Source organism: Streptomyces rhizosphaerihabitans, from assembly GCF_025399795.1.
Taxonomy (GTDB): domain Bacteria; phylum Actinomycetota; class Actinomycetes; order Streptomycetales; family Streptomycetaceae; genus Streptomyces; species Streptomyces rhizosphaerihabitans.
In genome coordinates this window covers 57,120-73,343 of record NZ_JAODTZ010000016.1, presented here as the reverse complement: position 1 = coordinate 73,343, position 16,224 = coordinate 57,120, and the positions used below count along the sequence as shown (strand labels likewise).

General features: G+C 70.4%; 18 protein-coding genes. 11 read left to right on the top strand and 7 right to left on the bottom strand.

Annotated elements, in window-relative coordinates:
* Positions 1-56 precede the first annotated feature (56 nt).
* Positions 57-692 (top strand): TetR/AcrR family transcriptional regulator, encoded by a 636-nt coding sequence (locus N4G66_RS18115; protein WP_261705169.1) that lies wholly within the window; start codon positions 57-59, stop codon positions 690-692.
* Here the strand turns inward: N4G66_RS18115 and N4G66_RS18110 are convergent, their stop codons facing one another.
* Positions 693-2,153, bottom strand: a complete 1,461-nt coding sequence (locus N4G66_RS18110; RefSeq protein WP_261705254.1) for a PucR family transcriptional regulator — start codon at positions 2,151-2,153, stop codon at positions 693-695.
* Between the two features lie 100 nt (positions 2,154-2,253).
* Between N4G66_RS18110 and N4G66_RS18105 the strand changes: the two genes are divergently transcribed.
* From N4G66_RS18105 to N4G66_RS18095, 3 genes are all read left to right on the top strand, one after another.
* Positions 2,254-3,789 (top strand): purine-cytosine permease family protein, encoded by a 1,536-nt coding sequence (locus tag N4G66_RS18105; protein ID WP_261705168.1) that lies wholly within the window; start codon positions 2,254-2,256, stop codon positions 3,787-3,789.
* Between the two features lie 74 nt (positions 3,790-3,863).
* On the top strand, positions 3,864-4,265 hold the full coding sequence (locus N4G66_RS18100) for a YybH family protein (protein ID WP_261705167.1): 402 nt from the start codon (positions 3,864-3,866) through the stop codon (positions 4,263-4,265).
* A 17-nt stretch (positions 4,266-4,282) separates the two neighbouring features.
* Positions 4,283-5,722 (top strand): gamma-aminobutyraldehyde dehydrogenase, encoded by a 1,440-nt coding sequence (locus N4G66_RS18095; protein ID WP_261705166.1) that lies wholly within the window; start codon positions 4,283-4,285, stop codon positions 5,720-5,722.
* A gap of 74 nt (positions 5,723-5,796) precedes the next feature.
* Here N4G66_RS18095 and N4G66_RS18090 read toward each other — a convergent pair whose 3' ends face one another.
* Entirely contained in the window at positions 5,797-6,573 is a 777-nt protein-coding gene (locus N4G66_RS18090) for a polysaccharide lyase family 7 protein (RefSeq protein WP_261705165.1), read from the bottom strand.
* Positions 6,574-6,838: 265 nt separating this feature from the next.
* Here N4G66_RS18090 and N4G66_RS18085 point away from each other — a divergent pair, with 265 nt between their 5' ends.
* Complete coding sequence (locus N4G66_RS18085; protein WP_261705164.1) at positions 6,839-7,330, top strand: SRPBCC domain-containing protein; 492 nt, start codon at positions 6,839-6,841, stop codon at positions 7,328-7,330.
* 186 nt (positions 7,331-7,516) lie between these two features.
* Here the strand turns inward: N4G66_RS18085 and N4G66_RS18080 are convergent, their stop codons facing one another.
* Positions 7,517-9,130: a sodium/solute symporter gene (locus N4G66_RS18080; RefSeq protein WP_261705163.1), complete on the bottom strand. Its 1,614-nt coding sequence runs from the start codon at positions 9,128-9,130 to the stop codon at positions 7,517-7,519.
* A 293-nt stretch (positions 9,131-9,423) separates the two neighbouring features.
* On the opposite strand from N4G66_RS18080, the gene N4G66_RS18075 reads away from it, so the two are divergent.
* Positions 9,424-10,053, top strand: coding sequence for a ParA family protein (locus N4G66_RS18075; RefSeq protein WP_261705162.1), 630 nt, complete (start codon positions 9,424-9,426; stop codon positions 10,051-10,053).
* Positions 10,050-10,274, top strand: coding sequence for a hypothetical protein (locus N4G66_RS18070; RefSeq protein WP_261705161.1), 225 nt, complete (start codon positions 10,050-10,052; stop codon positions 10,272-10,274). The genes N4G66_RS18075 and N4G66_RS18070 overlap by 4 nt, the downstream gene beginning before the upstream one ends.
* Before the next feature lie 100 nt (positions 10,275-10,374).
* Here N4G66_RS18070 and N4G66_RS18065 read toward each other — a convergent pair whose 3' ends face one another.
* On the bottom strand, positions 10,375-10,635 hold the full coding sequence (locus tag N4G66_RS18065) for a hypothetical protein (protein ID WP_261705160.1): 261 nt from the start codon (positions 10,633-10,635) through the stop codon (positions 10,375-10,377).
* 99 nt (positions 10,636-10,734) lie between these two features.
* A complete protein-coding gene (locus N4G66_RS18060) occupies positions 10,735-11,574 on the bottom strand; it encodes an alpha/beta fold hydrolase (protein WP_261705159.1) in 840 nt (279 codons plus the stop codon).
* Positions 11,575-11,645: 71 nt separating this feature from the next.
* On the opposite strand from N4G66_RS18060, the gene N4G66_RS18055 reads away from it, so the two are divergent.
* Positions 11,646-12,125 (top strand): MarR family winged helix-turn-helix transcriptional regulator, encoded by a 480-nt coding sequence (locus tag N4G66_RS18055; RefSeq protein ID WP_261705158.1) that lies wholly within the window; start codon positions 11,646-11,648, stop codon positions 12,123-12,125.
* A gap of 113 nt (positions 12,126-12,238) precedes the next feature.
* The gene (locus N4G66_RS18050; RefSeq protein ID WP_261705157.1) at positions 12,239-12,772 is read left to right on the top strand and encodes a GNAT family N-acetyltransferase; all 534 of its coding nucleotides are present in this window, start codon (positions 12,239-12,241) and stop codon (positions 12,770-12,772) included.
* Positions 12,773-12,818: 46 nt separating this feature from the next.
* Here the strand turns inward: N4G66_RS18050 and N4G66_RS18045 are convergent, their stop codons facing one another.
* Positions 12,819-13,229, bottom strand: a complete 411-nt coding sequence (locus tag N4G66_RS18045) for a YrdB family protein (RefSeq protein ID WP_261705156.1) — start codon at positions 13,227-13,229, stop codon at positions 12,819-12,821.
* A gap of 260 nt (positions 13,230-13,489) precedes the next feature.
* On the opposite strand from N4G66_RS18045, the gene N4G66_RS18040 reads away from it, so the two are divergent.
* Positions 13,490-14,407, top strand: a complete 918-nt coding sequence (locus N4G66_RS18040; protein ID WP_261705155.1) for an NADP-dependent oxidoreductase — start codon at positions 13,490-13,492, stop codon at positions 14,405-14,407.
* Positions 14,408-14,504: 97 nt separating this feature from the next.
* Here N4G66_RS18040 and N4G66_RS18035 read toward each other — a convergent pair whose 3' ends face one another.
* On the bottom strand, positions 14,505-15,071 hold the full coding sequence (locus tag N4G66_RS18035) for a TetR/AcrR family transcriptional regulator (protein ID WP_261705154.1): 567 nt from the start codon (positions 15,069-15,071) through the stop codon (positions 14,505-14,507).
* A gap of 130 nt (positions 15,072-15,201) precedes the next feature.
* Here N4G66_RS18035 and N4G66_RS18030 point away from each other — a divergent pair, with 130 nt between their 5' ends.
* On the top strand, positions 15,202-16,137 hold the full coding sequence (locus tag N4G66_RS18030) for an SDR family oxidoreductase (protein ID WP_261705153.1): 936 nt from the start codon (positions 15,202-15,204) through the stop codon (positions 16,135-16,137).
* Positions 16,138-16,224 lie beyond the last annotated feature (87 nt).

Below are 16,224 nucleotides of genomic sequence, written 5' to 3'. Positions count from 1 at the left end.
CTCCACGAGGTCTACGGCGTAGACGTATACGCCGTACACGTCTACACTGTAGACCCATGAGTGGCAGGCGGGAAGAGATCCTGGACGCGGCACTGGCCATCGCCGACGAGCACGGCGTCGACGCGGTCTCGATGCGCACGGTGGCAGATCGCGTCGGCGTGACACCGATGGCGTTGTACCGGCACGTCAAGGACAAGGCGGCGCTGCTGGACGGGATGGTCGGACGTCTGCTCGCCGCGCTGCTGCGGCCGCATCCGGCCGAGGACCAACCCTGGGACGCACGGCTCGACGCCCTCGCGCACGCCTGCCGAAAGGTGACCCAGCAGCACCCCTGGGCCGCGCATCTGCTCTTTTCACGGCCCGCCGTCACCCCGGATGCCGTGCGAGCGGTGGACATCATCTACACCGCCCTCATCGAGGCCGGGGTTCCCGCGCCCGAGGTGCCCCGGCTGGAACGCCTGATCAGCACCTTCGTCATCGGATTCGCCGCCTCCGAGGCCGCGGGCCGCTTCACCCCCGGCGACCTCGACCCGCGCAGCCGTCGCGGCCACCTCCCGGACAGCGAACTCCCCGGCCACCGCGCACTCGGGCCATGGCTGGACCTGCCCGTCGACCTCACCGCCGAGTTCGAGGCCGACCTCGCCGACATCCGGCGGCTGGTCGAGGCCGCCGCGCGGCGGTCACGCACCTGATCAGTCGGTGAGGCCCAGCGCTCCCGCTGCCTGGATCGCCAGCCAGACCTCGGCCAGAGCCCCCGTCGACGTCAGATCACGGTCGGCGAGAGCGCCGAAGCGGCGCAGCCGGTAGGCGAGGGTGTTGGGGTGGATGTGGAGCGCCGCCGCGGCTGTCTCGGTGCGCCGGTCGCGCTCCATCCAGGTGCGGGCGGAGACCAGCAGCCGCGAGTCATGACTCTCGTCGTAGCGCAGGACGTCGCCGAGCACATGCTCGACCAGCGCGCTCAGGACGGCGGGGTCGTCGGGCAGCCATCGGCCCGCTCCGTCGTCGCCGTAGTGCACCACGGGCCGGCCCGACTCGACGGCTTTGGACACCGCCCAGAGCGCCTCGCGCTGCGCGACCTTCAGCGCGGCACCCGGCCGGAAGGGACGGCTGGTACCGGCCGCCACGGCCGGCAGCTCACCGACGGCCGTCGCCAGTTCCGGTGCCCCGAGGACATAGCGGTCCTCGCCCCGTGTGAGCAGCAGATGAGGCCGGTCCTCCAGGCAGCGCAGCAGTGCCTCGTCGGTGGTGCGCCGCACGATGAGGAGAACGGTGTCGCCCTCGATCGCATGCCGGGCGAGCCGGCGTCGCGCCGCCTCCGGGTCGAGCACCTCCTGCAGCAGTTCGGCGAACGTCTCCGCTCCCTCGCGGCGCAGCGTCTCGCGCTGGTTGCGGACCATCGCGAGCCGCAGCGCCGCGACAGTGGCGATGTGCTGGACGACGGCGAGTCCCGCGGGCCGGGCGCCCGCACGCTCGTACGCGACGAGAAAGCCCGCGGGGCCGCCGGGCGCGGGAACGGGGAGGACGAAACCGCCGGGGATCGCCGGCGGGGCGTCGACCGACGCGGGCAGGACGGCGGGATCCGGCACGGGGACCCCGGGCAGGAGCGGACGGCCCTGGGGTGTGCAGAGGAAGACGTCGTAGCCCGACAACCCTTCGAGGCGGCGCAGGAGTGTCGGTGTGTCGAGGTTCTCGGTGACCAGCCAGCGCAGCGCGCCGAAGACCTGGAGCTGCGCGCCCAGCCGGTGCCGGGCATCCTCCTGCGCCGCGGCCGCGACCTCCTGGGCGACGGCGATGAAGGGGACCGCCAGCGGCACTTCGAGGACGGGGAAGCCCCGTTCCTCGGCCGCCCGGAAGAACGCGTCGTGCAGCGGGGGCATGTGCAGCTGCGCGGAGAGCGCGAGAGCGGACGCCCCGGCGTCGTCCAGCCGCTCCAGGTAGGCGCGCTGTTCGGCGGCGGTACGGGGGATCGCCAGGCCCGCCGTCATGATCACCTCGGCTCCCAGGAGCCACGGGGTCGGATCGACGAGCTCGCTGGCGTGCGCCCAGGACACGGACCGGTCCAGACCGTCCCCGCCGGCCTTCAGAGAGAGCTGGAGTGCCGGGGAGGAGAGCAGATCCCCGACCGTGAGTTTGTCGCTGGCCACAAAAGACATCGTACGCATCTGTGATCGACACCATTGTCGCAGGTCACCGGGGACCGCACACTGTGGGAGCCACCGATTGAACGGTGCACTAACGGACACTGGAGGGCCCGTGACGAGCTCGGTCACCGAAATCGAGACCTACGGCGTCGAGCGAATCCCGGACGAGGACCGCACGGCCCGGCCGATCGACCTGTTCCGGCTCGCCTTCGGCGGCGCCAACACCTTCGCGACCTGCGTACTGGGCGCCTTCCCGATCCTCTTCGGCCTCTCCTTCTGGCAGGGGCTCGCGGCGACCGTCCTCGGCCTGGTCGCCGGTGCGCTGCTGCTGGCCCCGATGGCACTGTTCGGCCCCGCCAACGGCACGAACAACGCGGTCTCCTCCTCCGCGCACCTGGGCGTGCACGGTCGGGTCGTCGGCTCCTTCCTCTCCCTGCTCACCGCCATCGCGTTCTTCTCGATCTCGGTGTGGTCCTCGGGTGACGCGCTCGTCGGTGGCGCGCACCGGCTCGTGCACGTCCCCGAGTCGGACGTCACCTACGGCATCGCGTACGCGATCTTCGGCGGACTCGTGCTCGTCGTCTGCATCTACGGCTTCCGCTTCATGCTGCTGGTCAACAAGATCGCGGTGCTGGCGGCCTCGGCCCTGTTCGTGCTCGGCGCCTTCGCCTTCGCCGGTGACTTCGACCCCGGTTACGCGGGAGCCTTCGCCTCGACCCACGACGCACTGTTCTGGCCGTCGTTCATCGGCGCCGCGTTGATCGTGCTCTCCAACCCGGTCTCCTTCGGCGCGTTCCTCGGTGACTGGTCCCGCTACATCCCCGCGAACACCCCGCGCCGCCGGGTGATGGGGGCCGCGTTCCTCGCCCAGATCGCCACCCTGCTGCCCTTCGTCTTCGGCCTGGCCACGGCGTCGATCATCGCGACGAAGGCCGCGAAGTACGTCGACCCGGCCGCCCCGAACTACGTGGGCGGACTGCTGGCCGTCTCCCCCGGCTGGTACTTCCTGCCGCTCTGCCTGATCGCCCTGATCGGTGGCCTGTCGACCGGCACGACGTCCCTCTACGGAACGGGGCTGGACTTCGCCAGCGTCTTCCCGCGCTTCAACCGCGTCCAGGCCACCTTCTTCATCGGTGTCCTGTCCATCGGATTCATCTTCCTCGGCCGCTTCGCGCTCAACCTCACGCAGTCCATCTCCACCTTCGCCACGCTGATCATCACCTGCACCGCGCCGTGGATGGTCGTCATGGCGCTCGGCTACGTCACACGGCGAGGCTGGTACGACGCCGAGGCGCTGCAGGTCTTCAACCGGCGTCAGCGCGGTGGCCGCTACTGGTTCGCGCACGGCTGGAACTGGCGCGGCATGAGCACGTGGCTCGTCAGCGCCGTCGTGGCGCTGCTCTTCACCAACCTCCCGGGCCAGTTCGTCGGCCCGCTGGGCAACCTCGCGAACGGCGCGGACATCTCGCTGCCGGTCGGCCTCGCCCTGGCGGTCGTGCTCTACCTCGCCGCGCTCGTCGTGTTCCCCGAGCCGCGCGCCGTGTTCGGGCCGGCCGGTCCCCGCTTCGTCCGGGCGTCCGACGCCGAGATCGCGCCGATCACCGGTGGCACCGAGGAGAAGACCCCCGAGCCCGCCGCGGCCCTCTGAGTCCTCGGCGCCACCGACACCACCGACTGGGCGCCCGGTCCTGACCGCCGGGCGCCCCTGACCAGGAGCCGCGCATGAGCACCACCACCGCCCAGGAAGTACGGACCGCCGCGGACGCGCTCGTCGCCGCCTTCGCCGAGGGCCGCCTCGACGACTACTTCGGCGCCTTCGCCCCGGACGCGACGTTCGTCTTCCACACCACGCCGCAGCGTCTCGGCTCCACGGCCGAGTACCGCGCCCTGTGGCGGCAGTGGGTCGAGCAGGACGGTTTCCGCGTCCTCGGCTGCACCTCGTCCGCACAGCTGATCCAGCCCTTCGGCGACACGGCTGTCTTCAGCCACGACGTGGAGACCCAGGTCGCCGCCAACGCCGGCGAGGAGACGGTGCACGAGCGGGAGACCATCGTCTTCGCCCGCTCCGAGGACGGCACCTGGCTCGCCGTCCACGAGCACCTGTCCCCCCGTACCGCCGCCTGACCAGGAGAGACGTTTCCATGAGCAGCACGTTCCGCAACTACATCGACGGTGCGTTCGCGGACGCCTCCGACGGCCGGACGCTCGATGTGGTGGACCCCACCACCGGTGACGTCTACGCGACCTCCCCGCTCTCGGGCGCGGTCGATGTCGACGCGGCGATGGCCGCCGCGGCCGCTGCGTTCCCCGTCTGGCGGGACGCGACACCGTCGGTGCGGCAGCGCGCCCTGCTGAAGATCGCCGACGCGATGGAGGCACGGGCCGAGGAGCTGGTCGCCGCGGAGAGCCGGGACACCGGCAAGCCGCTGCACCTCACCCTCAGCGAGGAACTCGCCCCGGCGATCGACCAGGTCCGCTTCTTCGCGGGCGCGGCCCGGATGCTGGAGGGCCGCTCGGCCGGCGAGTACATGGACGGAATGACCTCGATCATCCGCCGCGAGCCGGTCGGTGTGTGCGCCCAGGTCGCCCCGTGGAACTACCCGCTGCTGATGGCCGTGTGGAAGTTCGCCCCGGCCCTCGCGGCGGGCAACACGGTGGTCCTCAAGCCCTCGGACACCACCCCGGCCTCCACGGTGCTGATCGCGGAGATCATCGGCGGTGTCCTGGAAGAGCTGGGCCTGCCCCGGGGCATCTTCAACGTGGTCTGCGGCGACCGCGAGACCGGCCGCCTGATGGTGGAGCACCCGACCCCGGCGATGGCCTCCATCACCGGTTCGGTGCGTGCCGGCATCCAGGTCGCCCAGAGCGCGGCCAAGGACGTCAAGCGGGTCCACCTGGAGCTCGGCGGCAAGGCCCCGGCCGTGGTCTTCGAGGACGCCGACCTGGCGAAGGCGGTCGAGGACCTGGTGGTCGGCGGCTTCTTCAACGCCGGTCAGGACTGCACGGCCGCGACCCGCGTCCTGGTCCACGAGTCCGTCCACGACGAGTTCGTCGCCGCCCTCGCCAAGGCCGCGGCCGAGACGAGGACCGGGCAGCCGGACGACGAGGACGTGCTGTACGGGCCGCTCAACAACGCGAACCAGCTCGCCCAGGTCAGCGGCTTCGTCGAGCGACTGCCCGAGCACGCGAAGGTCGAGGCGGGCGGTCACCGGGTCGGCGACAAGGGCTACTTCTACGCCCCGACCGTGGTCTCCGGTCTCCAGCAGGACGACGAGATCATCCAGAACGAGGTCTTCGGCCCGGTCATGACCGTCCAGTCGTTCACGGACGAGGCCCAGGCCGTCGCGTACGCCAACGGCGTCGACTACGCGCTGGCCTCCTCGGTATGGACCAAGGACCACGCGCGGGCGATGCGGATGTCGAAGAACCTCGACTTCGGCTGTGTGTGGATCAACACCCACATGGCACTCGTCGCCGAGATGCCGCACGGCGGGTTCAAGCGGTCCGGCTACGGCAAGGACCTCTCCGCGTACGGCTTCGAGGACTACACCCGGATCAAGCACGTGATGACGTCGCTCTGAGCACGCGTTCCACGCGAGAGGGGTGAGTGCGGCGCCTTCGCCGCACTCACCCCTCTCGCGTGTACGACGACCCGTCAGCCGTGCGAGACGTTCAGGCCGTAGAAGGCGACTCGCGCCCCCTTCGTGGTGCTGTCCGAGGACGACTGGTTGTACGAGCCGGCCTTGAAGTACTGCTTGTAGGGGAAGAACGACGACGGAATCGAGTAGTGCGTGGTGCTGCCGTTGACGGTCAGGTCGACGGTGTTGCCTCCGGAGACGGCGATCGAGTAGGTCCACGTCTTGCCGACCGCCACATGCCCCACGGTGTGGGACGTCTGTCCGCCGGAGGGCGAGTTCTCGGTGCCGAGGACGATGTCGCCGCTGGAGCGGTAGTACAGCTCCACCAGCGGTTTGGTGGACGATCCGCCGGAACCGAGGTGGATCTGGCCGACGCACACGTTGGACGTCACCGACACCACGCGCAACGTCGCATTCAGCCGGTGGCTGCCGCTGAGCGACCAGTCCGCCGCGCTGCCACTGCGGTTCATCTCCCGCAGTTCGGAGCGGGCGTAGGAGGAGTTCGGCGTCGTGACCCCCTTCTCGGGCGCCCAGAAGGTCATCGCGCCGTCGCGGGTGTCGGTGTAGAAGTACGCGTCCTGGTACCCGTTCGCCCCCTGCAGCCGGGCGGAGGAGATGGTGGTGGGCGAGCCCGGGGAGCCCACGGGCTCCTGCAGTTGCCAGACGGACAGGTCGAAGTTGCCGCCGGGCGCGACCTTCGGGTCGGCGGCACCGGCGCTGGACGTGCCCAGGACGGTCACCGCGGCGACGAAGCCCGCGACGACGGCCGTCGTCAGAAGCCTGGAACGGGTCATGTTGACGTCCTTCACTGATCGTGGGGGAGGGAAGGTCGGGCGGACTGCGCCAGTCGTTCCAGAGGTATGGGGCTACCGCATGGGGCTACCTCTGACAAGATCTCGACGTTCACATGGCTGAACATTGAGTTCACCTGTGAACCACCGTGTGTCGTGACGGTAAAGGTCTGAACCAGGGCCGTCAAGAGGTTGCGCTCGGGCACGGAGATCGTGACCCGCCCCGGCTGAAGCCCCGTCAGCGTCCGCGCTGTGTAGCCTGAAAGGCGTGTATACGACGCGCGTCTCACGGCGGATGAACGCCTCGCGAGCAGAGGTCTACCGGGCGCTGCTGGACGCGACCGCTGTCGCGAAGTGGCGGGTGCCGACCGGTATGCGCAGCGAGGTGCACGAGTTCGATGCCCGCGAAGGCGGCGCGTTCCGGGTCTCGCTCACCTATGACGTGCCGAACGCGACCGGCAAGTCGAAGGCGCACACCGACACGTACCACGGTCGTTTCGTGGAGCTCGTCCCGGACGAGCGGGTGGTCGAGGTGGTCGAGTTCGAGACGGCCGATCCCGGGCTCCGCGGTGAGATGACCATGACGACGGAGCTGACCGAGGCGGACGGCGGCACTGAGGTGGTCATCGTGCACGAGGGGGTGCCGGACGCGGTGCCCGCCGCCGACAACGAGACCGGAACACGCATGGCCCTGGACCATCTGGCCCAGTTGGTCGAGCCGGGGCGGAACGTCAACCCCGGTGAAGCACAACGGAGTTGACGACCGCAGTCTGTTCCGGGCCGCCGCGGACGCGTTCGTCGGCGCCCTCCGCCGAAGGTCACCTCGACAACTGCTTCAAAACCACCTCTCCCCGAACCCGGCGATCACGCAGCGGCGCCGGACGGACCGGAAGGCCCCCGACGCCGCTCGTGCCGAGGGTGGCAACTCCCCGGTTCTTCGAGGGCTTCAGGTACGTCTCGCAGGGGCGGATCCGCGCGGACCGGCCGGAACCGGTCCTGCCGACCTGTCCTGCCAGGAGTGCTGGGCAGCGCGGGGGCGAGTGCGGCCGACGAGCCCGAGGAGGAAGCCGGCCGGAATGGTGATCAACCCCGGGGTCTGGAGCGGGAACCAGCGGATGTCGTGGTCCGGGAAGACCGCGAAGGGGGTGCCCGACATCGCCGGGGATCCCGTGAGCAGCAGCACGACGAGGGGAAGGGTCCCGTAGACGGTCCAGCGCACGCCGGTGGCGGAGTGGCCGGGCAGGAAGAGCGCGTACAGCAGGACCGGCGCCAGCACCGAGGCCGCGACGGTGAACGACAAGGAGATCAGCGTCAGTCTGCCGCGGTCCTCAAGCATCGCCGACACGACGACGGCGACAGCGCCGACCAGGACGATGCCCAGCCGCGCCCGGCGGATCTCTCCGGTCGGCGAACGGCCTCCGCTCCCGTGGGCGGGCCGGCCGCCGAAGTCGCGGGCGAGGCTGGAGGCGGCCGCCAGGGTGATGCCCGCGACGGCCGCGAGGGTGGTCGCGAAGACGGCGCAGGCGACGATCGCGAACAGCATGCTGTGCCGGGCGCCCCCGGCGACCGGGTCCAGCGCGCCCGTCACCATCAGCAGCGCGGTCGCTCCCCCGGGGTCGGCGGCCCGCACCGGGTCCCGGCCCATCAGGGCGCAGGCACCGAGCCCCGCCACCACGACCCCGGCGCACACCAACGCGACGGGACCGACCGCCCAGCCGACGGCGCGCCGCGCGGTGCGGGCCTCCCTGACCGGGTGCAGCCTCATGGTGATGTGCGGCAGGCAGGCGGCCCCGACCAGGAGGGTGGCCTCGAAGCTGATCAGGTCGAGACGCCCGGCGACGGAGTGGCCGAAGTGGAGTCCGGGGCGCGCGTAGCCGGCGCCCGCTCCGGAGTGGTCCCGGGCGGCGTCGAAGAGGGCCGGTGGTGACCATCCGTACCGGGCGAGGACGACCCCGGCGAGTAGCAGCATGGCGGTGAGTGCCACACCCACCTTCAGGATCTGCACGTATCCGATGCCGCGCATCCCCCCGAACGCGGCGTAGCAGACCATCAGGGTTCCTCCGGCGACGGTGCACCCGGTGAGCGCGCCGTCGGGGAGCCCGAACATGGCCGCCGTGATACGTCCGGCGGTGGAGAGCTGCACCAGGAGCAGTGGGGCGAGGACGACGAGCGTGGCGACGCCGAGGGCCCGGCGTACGGAGGGGGCGCCGAGCCGGTCGGCAAGGAAGTCACCCAGGGTGAACACCCCTTTGCGGCGCAGGGGTTCACCCAGGATCCGCATGACCAGGTAGAGCGAGACGACGGTGGCGCACGCGAAGAGGATGCCGTCCGCCCCGTCGAGGGCGACCGCGCCCGTCGTACTGAGCAGGGTGGCCGCGGAGATGTAGTCACCGGCGATGGCCAGCCCGCCTCCGACCGGGCCGAAGGCCGCGCTGCCGCCCGCGTAGAAGTGCTCGGGGTCGTCCAGGTCGGCCGCCGCCAGCCCGCACAGCAGCAGGGACACCGCGACGAAGCCGAGGAAGACCACGACGGCGAGCGACTCTCCGTCGCCGGCGCTCACCGGTGGCGCTCCGGTGCCGCTGGTGCGTGTGGGCCTGTCGGTGCGCCCGGAACCGGAGCTGAAGGAGATACGGGAGACATGCCGGGCATGGCATCAGCCGCACAGTCCCGCGTACAGGGGGCGGCACTTTCGGGAGGCTGGTGCACAGCGTTGGCCGGGTGGACCTGTGCGGGGGCACACCACGTTGGTCCATTGGAATGATTCACCGGCGCCGCGGGGTGAACGACGGGACGGTACACCCCGCGTGGACGGCCGTCGGTCCCTCGCGGTCACTAGCGTGGCCTCTTGTGTCGATGAGCTATGCCTTTGTGAACCTGAAACCCGGAGTGGGCAAGACGACGAGCGCGGTGTGGTTGGCTCACGCACTGCACGAGTCCGGCTTCTCACCGCTGTTGGTGGACAGCGACCCCGCGTCATCGGCGCTGCGCTGGAGCGAACTGGCGGGGGGCTTCCCCTTCCCCGTGTTCTCCCTTCCTGTGGGTGACGTGCACCGGCGCGTGAACGACTTCCTCGGTGACCGGCAGGCCGTGGTGTTCGACGCCCCGCAGATGGAGGACCACGCCCACATCGCCCGCAGCGTCATGCGGTACGCGAGCGAGTGGATCGTGCCGGTGACCCCGTCCCCCATCGAACTGGACCGCATGGCACCCATCGGCGGCGAGATGGGCGACGTGCAGTCCCTGAGGGCCCGGCCGGCCCGCTCCGCCGTACTGCTGAACCGTACGAACCGTCCCGACGCCACGCGTACCGGTCCCGACGCCGACGCCCGCGAAGCGCTCACCGAGCGCGGCTTCGACGTGTTGTCCACCCACATTCCCCGACTCGACCTGTACTCCCAGTCGTTCGGCAGCCCGGTCGAGGTCAAGGGATCCGCGTACATGGACCTCGCGGACGAACTCATCAAGCGTCAGGACACGATGTGAATCAGCGCAAGGACACCTACCGGGCCGCCCTGCAGCGGGAACCGGATGTCGCCGCGCCCCGCCATGCCAAGGTCGCGCGGCTGCACACGCGATACGTCCGGGTGACGATCGAGCTGGACCCGGCGTTGCCGCGCGAACTGACCCGGTGGGTGGGACCGCCCGTGTCCGCGATCCTGCGTGCCGGCGCAACCGTACTGCGTCCGCTGACGGGCACCTCGTAAGCCCGGTGCCGCGTGGCCGGCAGCGCGTGCCCGCAGAGGGCATCGAGGAGCGGGGGGGTAGGGCCGGTTTCGCGACGCGGCGGGAATCCGTGACGAAGGCTCAGGTCTCCATCGGGTGGCCGCCGTCGCCCTCGACCACGACCCGGTCGACGCCCGGCTCGTCGGCTCGTTCGACCATCGTCAGGTCGATCTCCCCGTCACCGGTGGTGTCGAACTGGTAGAGATCGGCCTTGCCGTCGCCTGTGGTGTCGGTCATCCAGACGTCGGTCCTTCCGTCGCCGTTGGTATCGGCGCTGAGGACGACGTGATGCTCGTCCCCCTGGGTCTCGATCACTTCGTCCGTGCCGTCGTTCGTCTCCATGACGGCCGGTTGCCCCGGTCGACAGGTCCAAAACAATGGCCCGTTCCGGCCTGGCGGGCCGCGCGGCCCTGCCCGGCGGCCCGATGACGGCTGGACGGTTCAGGTCAGGAAGTGCGTGAGCAGAGAGTTGAGCTCGGCCGGTTGTTCCGTGGGGAGGGAGTGGTGGGAGGCGTTCGAAAGGAGGTCGACACGCGCCCCTGGCATGAGCCGGCGGGCCTCCGCGGCCGCCCTCCGCGCGTTGTGGGCGCGGCTGCGCCCGGCCAGGAGTACCAGGGCCGGAACAGCGCAGGACCTCAGCTCCTCCGGCCTGGGGCGTCGCATGGCGACGACCTTCGACCGGCGGGCGCCGGCGGTGCTTCCCAGGAACGCCTGCCAGGCGGGATTCTCGGGGGTACGGCCCGTTTCCCACCGGTGGAAGGCCTCCACGCGTTCGGCGGTGGGTCCGAGCAGCATCGGCAGTGCGCGCAGGACATATCCGACGCTCATGCCGGCGAAGCAGTTGGTGGGGTCCAGCAACGCGAGGCGGCCGATCCGCCGGGGTGCGCGCAGCGCGTAGTTCAGGGCGATCCAGGCGCCGTAGGAGTGGCCGCACAGGTGCGCGCCGTCGAGACGCAACTCGTCGAAGAGGGTGTCGAGCCAGGTCATGAGGTCCTGGGCTCCGCGCAGAGGCGCCCCGTCGTGCACGCTGCACCCTATGTCGCCCATCAGGTCGGGGGCGTACACCCTATGGCCGACGGCCAGAGCACCCACGTTGGCGAACCACACCACCGAGGTGGTCCCGCCACCGGGCAGCAGCACGAGCGGGGTGCCGTTCTTCGGACCGCTGACATGGACCCGGGTGCTGCCGTAGCGAGACGGCACGTCGACGCTGTCGACCTCCACGGGCCACTGCTGCAGAACGGTGTCGTACGCCGAGAGAAACGCCGCCTCGTCACTCATGATCGCCGCCTTATGATTACTCGACCAACGATAATCTCGATGAACGAGATAATATCGCCGGGAGGAGCAGCGTGGACGATCGGGAACCGGACCTGCAACTGGTCCATCTGCTACGAGCCGTCACCGTGGAACTGGATCTCTTCGCCGCCGAGTTCGCCGGACTCCATGGGCTGCATCCCACGGATGTGCGTGCGCTGATCCACCTGCTGGATGCCGCACGGGCCGACACCCCCGCCACGCCTGGGTGGCTCGGTGCGCAGCTCGGGGTGAACTCGGCATCGACCACGGCCCTGGTCGACCGGCTGGAACGTCTGGAGCTCGTCCGCCGGGAACGGGACACCCACGACCGCCGACGGGTCCGGATCACCGTCACGGACCGGGCCGTCACTCTGGGCTGGTCGTTCTTCGGGCCGCTGATCAGCGAGATGGTGGCCTCGATGCGTACTTTCGACGAGGAGGACCTGGCCACGGTACGGCGTTTCCTGCTGGCCATGCGTGACGTCGCCGCCACCGGGCGAAGGAACCAGCGCGACGGCTCCGCCGGGCGCTGAAGGCCGCCGAGGTCTCCGCCGGGCCGGTCTCCCTTCCCGGCCGCGCTCCGAAGCAGTGCGTCGCCGCCCCCGGCCACCGGCCGGTGCCTCACCCGTAAGGCAGGATGGGTGTCATGACCGAGATCCGCACCCCCCGCCTCCTCCTCCGCCGCTGGTACGACCACGACCTCGCCCCGATGGCGGACATCAACGCGGACCCCGATGTCATGCGCTGGATCGACGACGGGTCGGTCCGCGACCTGGAGGCCACGGCCGAGGCGATCGAGCAGTGGGAAGACGAATGGGACGAGGAAGGCTTCGGTCTCTTCGCCGTCGAGTTGCTGGCCTCGGGCGAGATGGCCGGCTTCGCGGGGCTGTCGGTGCCCGAGTACCTGCCCGAGGTGCTGCCCGCCGTGGCGATCAGCTGGCGGTTCGGCTCACAGTTCTGGGGTCAGGGCTACGCCTCCGAAGCCGCCCACGCCACACTGGAGTTCGCGCTCCAGGACCGCGGCCTCGACCGCGTCATCAGCATCAACCGGATGGGCAACGAGGCCTCGGAGAACGTCGTCCGCAAGCTCGGCATGAAGCCGGAGGGCGAGATGACGCACCCGGTGTACGGCTTCCCCTTGAGCATCCACGCCATCGATCTCACCGAATTCCAGGCGTGAATCCCTCAATCTTCGTCTCGGTGTCGTGAGCCCACTTCGGTGGGTCTCAGCCGGACTCCGTTGAGCCGGTCGCGGCCTCCGGCCCCGCAGGCCGGCCGGGCACGCTGCGACGGAGGGTTTCGGCCACCGCCGTGTTGGCGACCACGACGATCGCCATGACCACGGCGGTCACGGGATGCCCCACCGCGTACACGGCCGCCGCGCCACCCCCCAGAACCACCGCCTTGACGAGGAGCACGAGAGGCAATCCGGGGCGCAGTCGCGCCTTCGGTGCCGCGAACAACGACCACAGGACGATCGCCGACAGAGGCGTCCCCACGCCGAGCAGGATGTGGAGCAACTGGCCGTGACCGGTGGTGAATCCCCACCAGCCCAGACATGCCAGCGCGACAAGCTCCACCACGAACGCCAGGATCTCGTTGGCCGCGAACCAAGGCCGCTCAGCGAACAAAGCCATGTCGTGGTCGGTTGACATGAAGTCCTCTCCGTATGCCGTGGCGCCCAGCATGACAGGGCGGCCACACCTGATGTGTCCGTTCACCGAACCCGTGGCCAGAGCCTCTCGGAAGGTCGGTGGACATTTCTCGGACGACCGTTGGTCCTGGGAACACAACTCGGTTCCCGGGCCGTTGTGCGCGATGGCACGGTCGACGTGTGGCCGTTCCGAGGCGTGGCAGTCCAAGGCCTGTCCGAACGAGGAAGAGCGGTGATCACGCGATGAAGGCGGTGCGGTTCCACGAGTACGGCGGGATCGATGTGCTGCGGGTGGAGGAGGTGGAGCGGCCGGTGCCCGACCCCGGGCAGGTGCTGGTCGAGGTCCGCGCCGCCGGGATCCAGCCGGGCGAGGCGATGATCCGCGAGGGCGCGCGGCACGGACGCTGGCCGGCGGTGTTCCCCTCCGGGCAGGGCAGCGATCTGGCCGGTGTCGTGGTGGAGGTCGGTCCGCAGGTGCGCGGCTTCGCGGTGGGCGACGAAGTCCTGGGCTTCACCCACAACAGGGCGAGCCATGCGGAGTTCGTCGTGGTCGACGACGTGAATCTGACCTCGCGTCCGGAGGGTCTTTCCTGGGACGTGGCCGGGTCGTTGTACGTGGCCGGTACGACCGCGTACGCCACCGTGTTCGCGGTGGACCCCGGACCGGCCGACACGGTCGTCGTGTCCGGTGCGGCGGGCGGCGTCGGGTCCCTCGCCGTGCAGCTCGCACGGCGGCACGGCGCCACGGTGATCGGGCTGGCGAGCGAACGGAACCACGCCTGGCTGAAGGATCACGGTGTGGTCCCGGTCGAGTACGGGGAGGGCGCGGCCGAGCGGATCCGGCAGGCTTCCGGCGGGAACGTCGACGCGTTCATCGACACGTTCGGCGACGGCTATGTCGAGCTGGCGGTGGAGTTGGGAGTTCGGCCCGAGCGGATCAACACGATCCGCGACTGGCAGGCCGCGGCCAGGGTCGGCGCGCGAACCTACGGAGAAGGCGCTGCGGCGTGTGCGGTGGTGGTCGGCGAGCTGGCCCGGCTCGCCGCGCGCGGGGAGCTGGAGGTGCCGGTCGCCCGCGCCTACCCGCTGGAGCGGGTGCAAGACGCGTTCCGCGAACTGGAAAAGCACCAGACCCACGGCAAGATCGTGCTGCGGCCCTAGAGCCTGTCTGTACAGTTCGGCGAACTACCGGACGCCCGGGCCGACTTCGAGCCTTCCCGGGATCGGGAGGCCGGGATCGGGAATCCAGGATCGGACGTCACGCGTCCGCGGTCACTGCCTTGAGGCCGGTCAACGACTCTCCGATGAACTGGGACAGTTCCTTGTCCCCGGCCTGCTCGACCCAGCGCCGGAACGCGATCTTGAAGACGGCGATGCCCACCTCCGCGGCAAGGCCCGCGGAGGCGTCATCCACACCACGCTGCCGCAAGGCGCCGGCGAGCGCCGTGGACAGCGAGGCGAGTTTGATCAACTCGCGTTCCTGCAGCTCGGTGTTGGCGTCGATGACGGAATGCCGCCGACGGGCGTGCTCCTGGCGTTCCTGCAGCACGGCCGCGGCAGCCTCAAGGGCTGCCGCCACGGCGTCCATCGGGGTGGCGGACTCGGGAGCACGGGCGACGGCGTCCACGAGCACCTCCTGCAGCACGCTCGAACCCGCGAACAGGACTTCGCGCTTGTCCGCGTAGTGCCGGAAGAACGTCCGCTCCGTCAGCCCCGCCCGTTCGGCGATCTCCGCCACCGAGGTGCGCTCGAAGCCGCGCTCGACGTAGAGCTCCAGCGCCGCCCGTTCCAGGCGGCCGCGCGCGTCCGGCTGCCATCGACCCATGCCCGGCATCGTACTCGATGACAGTCCCTGACATCGAGTGCTACCGTTTGATGACAGTGACTGACATCGCTCGGTCGCCCCACGCACCTTCCCGGCGCGAGGGCGATCACCCGACGCTGGAGGCTTTCTCATGCGCGTTTTCGTCACCGGGGCATCCGGATGGATCGGCTCCGCACTCGTACCCGAACTCATCGGCGCGGGTCACCAGGTCGCCGGGCTCGCCCGCTCGGACGCGTCCGCCGCGGCCCTCACGAAGGCCGGGGCCGACGTGGTGCCCGGCTCCCTCGACGACGTCGACGTCCTGCGCGACGCCGCCGGGGCGTCGGACGGCGTGGTCCACCTCGCGTTCAAGCACGACATCGCCTTCTCCGGAGGTTTCCAGGACGCCGCCGACGCGGACCGCCGCGCCGTCGAGACGTTCGGTGAGGCGCTCGCGGGTTCCGGCCGGCCGTTCGTACTCGCCTCGGGCCTGCTCGGACTGACCCCGGGCCGGGTGAGCACCGAGTCGGACGGGCGGACGCCCGACGAGCTGCCCGCGCACCTGCCGGGCGGCCCACGGACCCGGATGGGCACGGCCCACCTGACCCTCGCCCTCGCCGAGCGGAACATCCGTTCGTCCGTCGTACGGCTCCCCCCGACCGTCCACGGTGAGGGCGACCACGGGTTCATGGCGGCTCTGATCGGCATCGCCCGCGACAAGGGCGTCGCCGGGTACATCGGCGACGGCTCGCAGCGCTGGCCGGCCGCGCACCGCGACGACGTCGCCCGCCTCTTCCGGCTCGCCCTGGAGGGCGCACCGGCCGGATCGGTCCTGCACGCGACCGCCGAGCAGGGCGTGCCGATCCGTTCGGTCGCCGAGGTCATCGGCCGCCACCTCGATCTGCCCACCCGCTCCGTCCCCACCGAGGAAGCGGCCGGGCACTTCACCTGGCTGGCGGGATTCCTCGGTCTCGACAGCCCGGCCTCCAGCGGGCCGACCCGCGAGCTGCTGGGGTGGCACCCGACCCAGCCGGGCCTGCTCGAGGACCTCGACAAGGGTCACTACTTCCGGACCGGCGGGCAGTAGTCGCCCCTCACAGTCGTCCAGGGGCAGGGGGCGCCGGGCGTCCTGCAGGGTCGTAGGAAGGCGGCCGCCAGATGCCGTCCGGGCAGA

Excerpts from the sequence above, each read along its gene's own strand:
- N4G66_RS18115 (WP_261705169.1), top strand. The coding sequence starts at position 57 with ATGAGTGGCAGGCGGGAAGAGATCCTGGACGCGGCACTGGCCATCGCC.
- N4G66_RS18110 (WP_261705254.1), bottom strand. The coding sequence starts at position 2,153 with ATGTCTTTTGTGGCCAGCGACAAACTCACGGTCGGGGATCTGCTCTCC.
- N4G66_RS18100 (WP_261705167.1), top strand. The coding sequence starts at position 3,864 with ATGAGCACCACCACCGCCCAGGAAGTACGGACCGCCGCGGACGCGCTC.
- N4G66_RS18095 (WP_261705166.1), top strand. The coding sequence starts at position 4,283 with ATGAGCAGCACGTTCCGCAACTACATCGACGGTGCGTTCGCGGACGCC.
- N4G66_RS18090 (WP_261705165.1), bottom strand. The coding sequence starts at position 6,573 with ATGACCCGTTCCAGGCTTCTGACGACGGCCGTCGTCGCGGGCTTCGTC.
- N4G66_RS18075 (WP_261705162.1), top strand. The coding sequence starts at position 9,424 with ATGAGCTATGCCTTTGTGAACCTGAAACCCGGAGTGGGCAAGACGACG.
- N4G66_RS18065 (WP_261705160.1), bottom strand. The coding sequence starts at position 10,635 with ATGGAGACGAACGACGGCACGGACGAAGTGATCGAGACCCAGGGGGAC.
- N4G66_RS18060 (WP_261705159.1), bottom strand. The coding sequence starts at position 11,574 with ATGAGTGACGAGGCGGCGTTTCTCTCGGCGTACGACACCGTTCTGCAG.
- N4G66_RS18050 (WP_261705157.1), top strand. The coding sequence starts at position 12,239 with ATGACCGAGATCCGCACCCCCCGCCTCCTCCTCCGCCGCTGGTACGAC.
- N4G66_RS18045 (WP_261705156.1), bottom strand. The coding sequence starts at position 13,229 with ATGGCTTTGTTCGCTGAGCGGCCTTGGTTCGCGGCCAACGAGATCCTG.
- N4G66_RS18040 (WP_261705155.1), top strand. The coding sequence starts at position 13,490 with ATGAAGGCGGTGCGGTTCCACGAGTACGGCGGGATCGATGTGCTGCGG.
- N4G66_RS18035 (WP_261705154.1), bottom strand. The coding sequence starts at position 15,071 with ATGGGTCGATGGCAGCCGGACGCGCGCGGCCGCCTGGAACGGGCGGCG.
- N4G66_RS18030 (WP_261705153.1), top strand. The coding sequence starts at position 15,202 with ATGCGCGTTTTCGTCACCGGGGCATCCGGATGGATCGGCTCCGCACTC.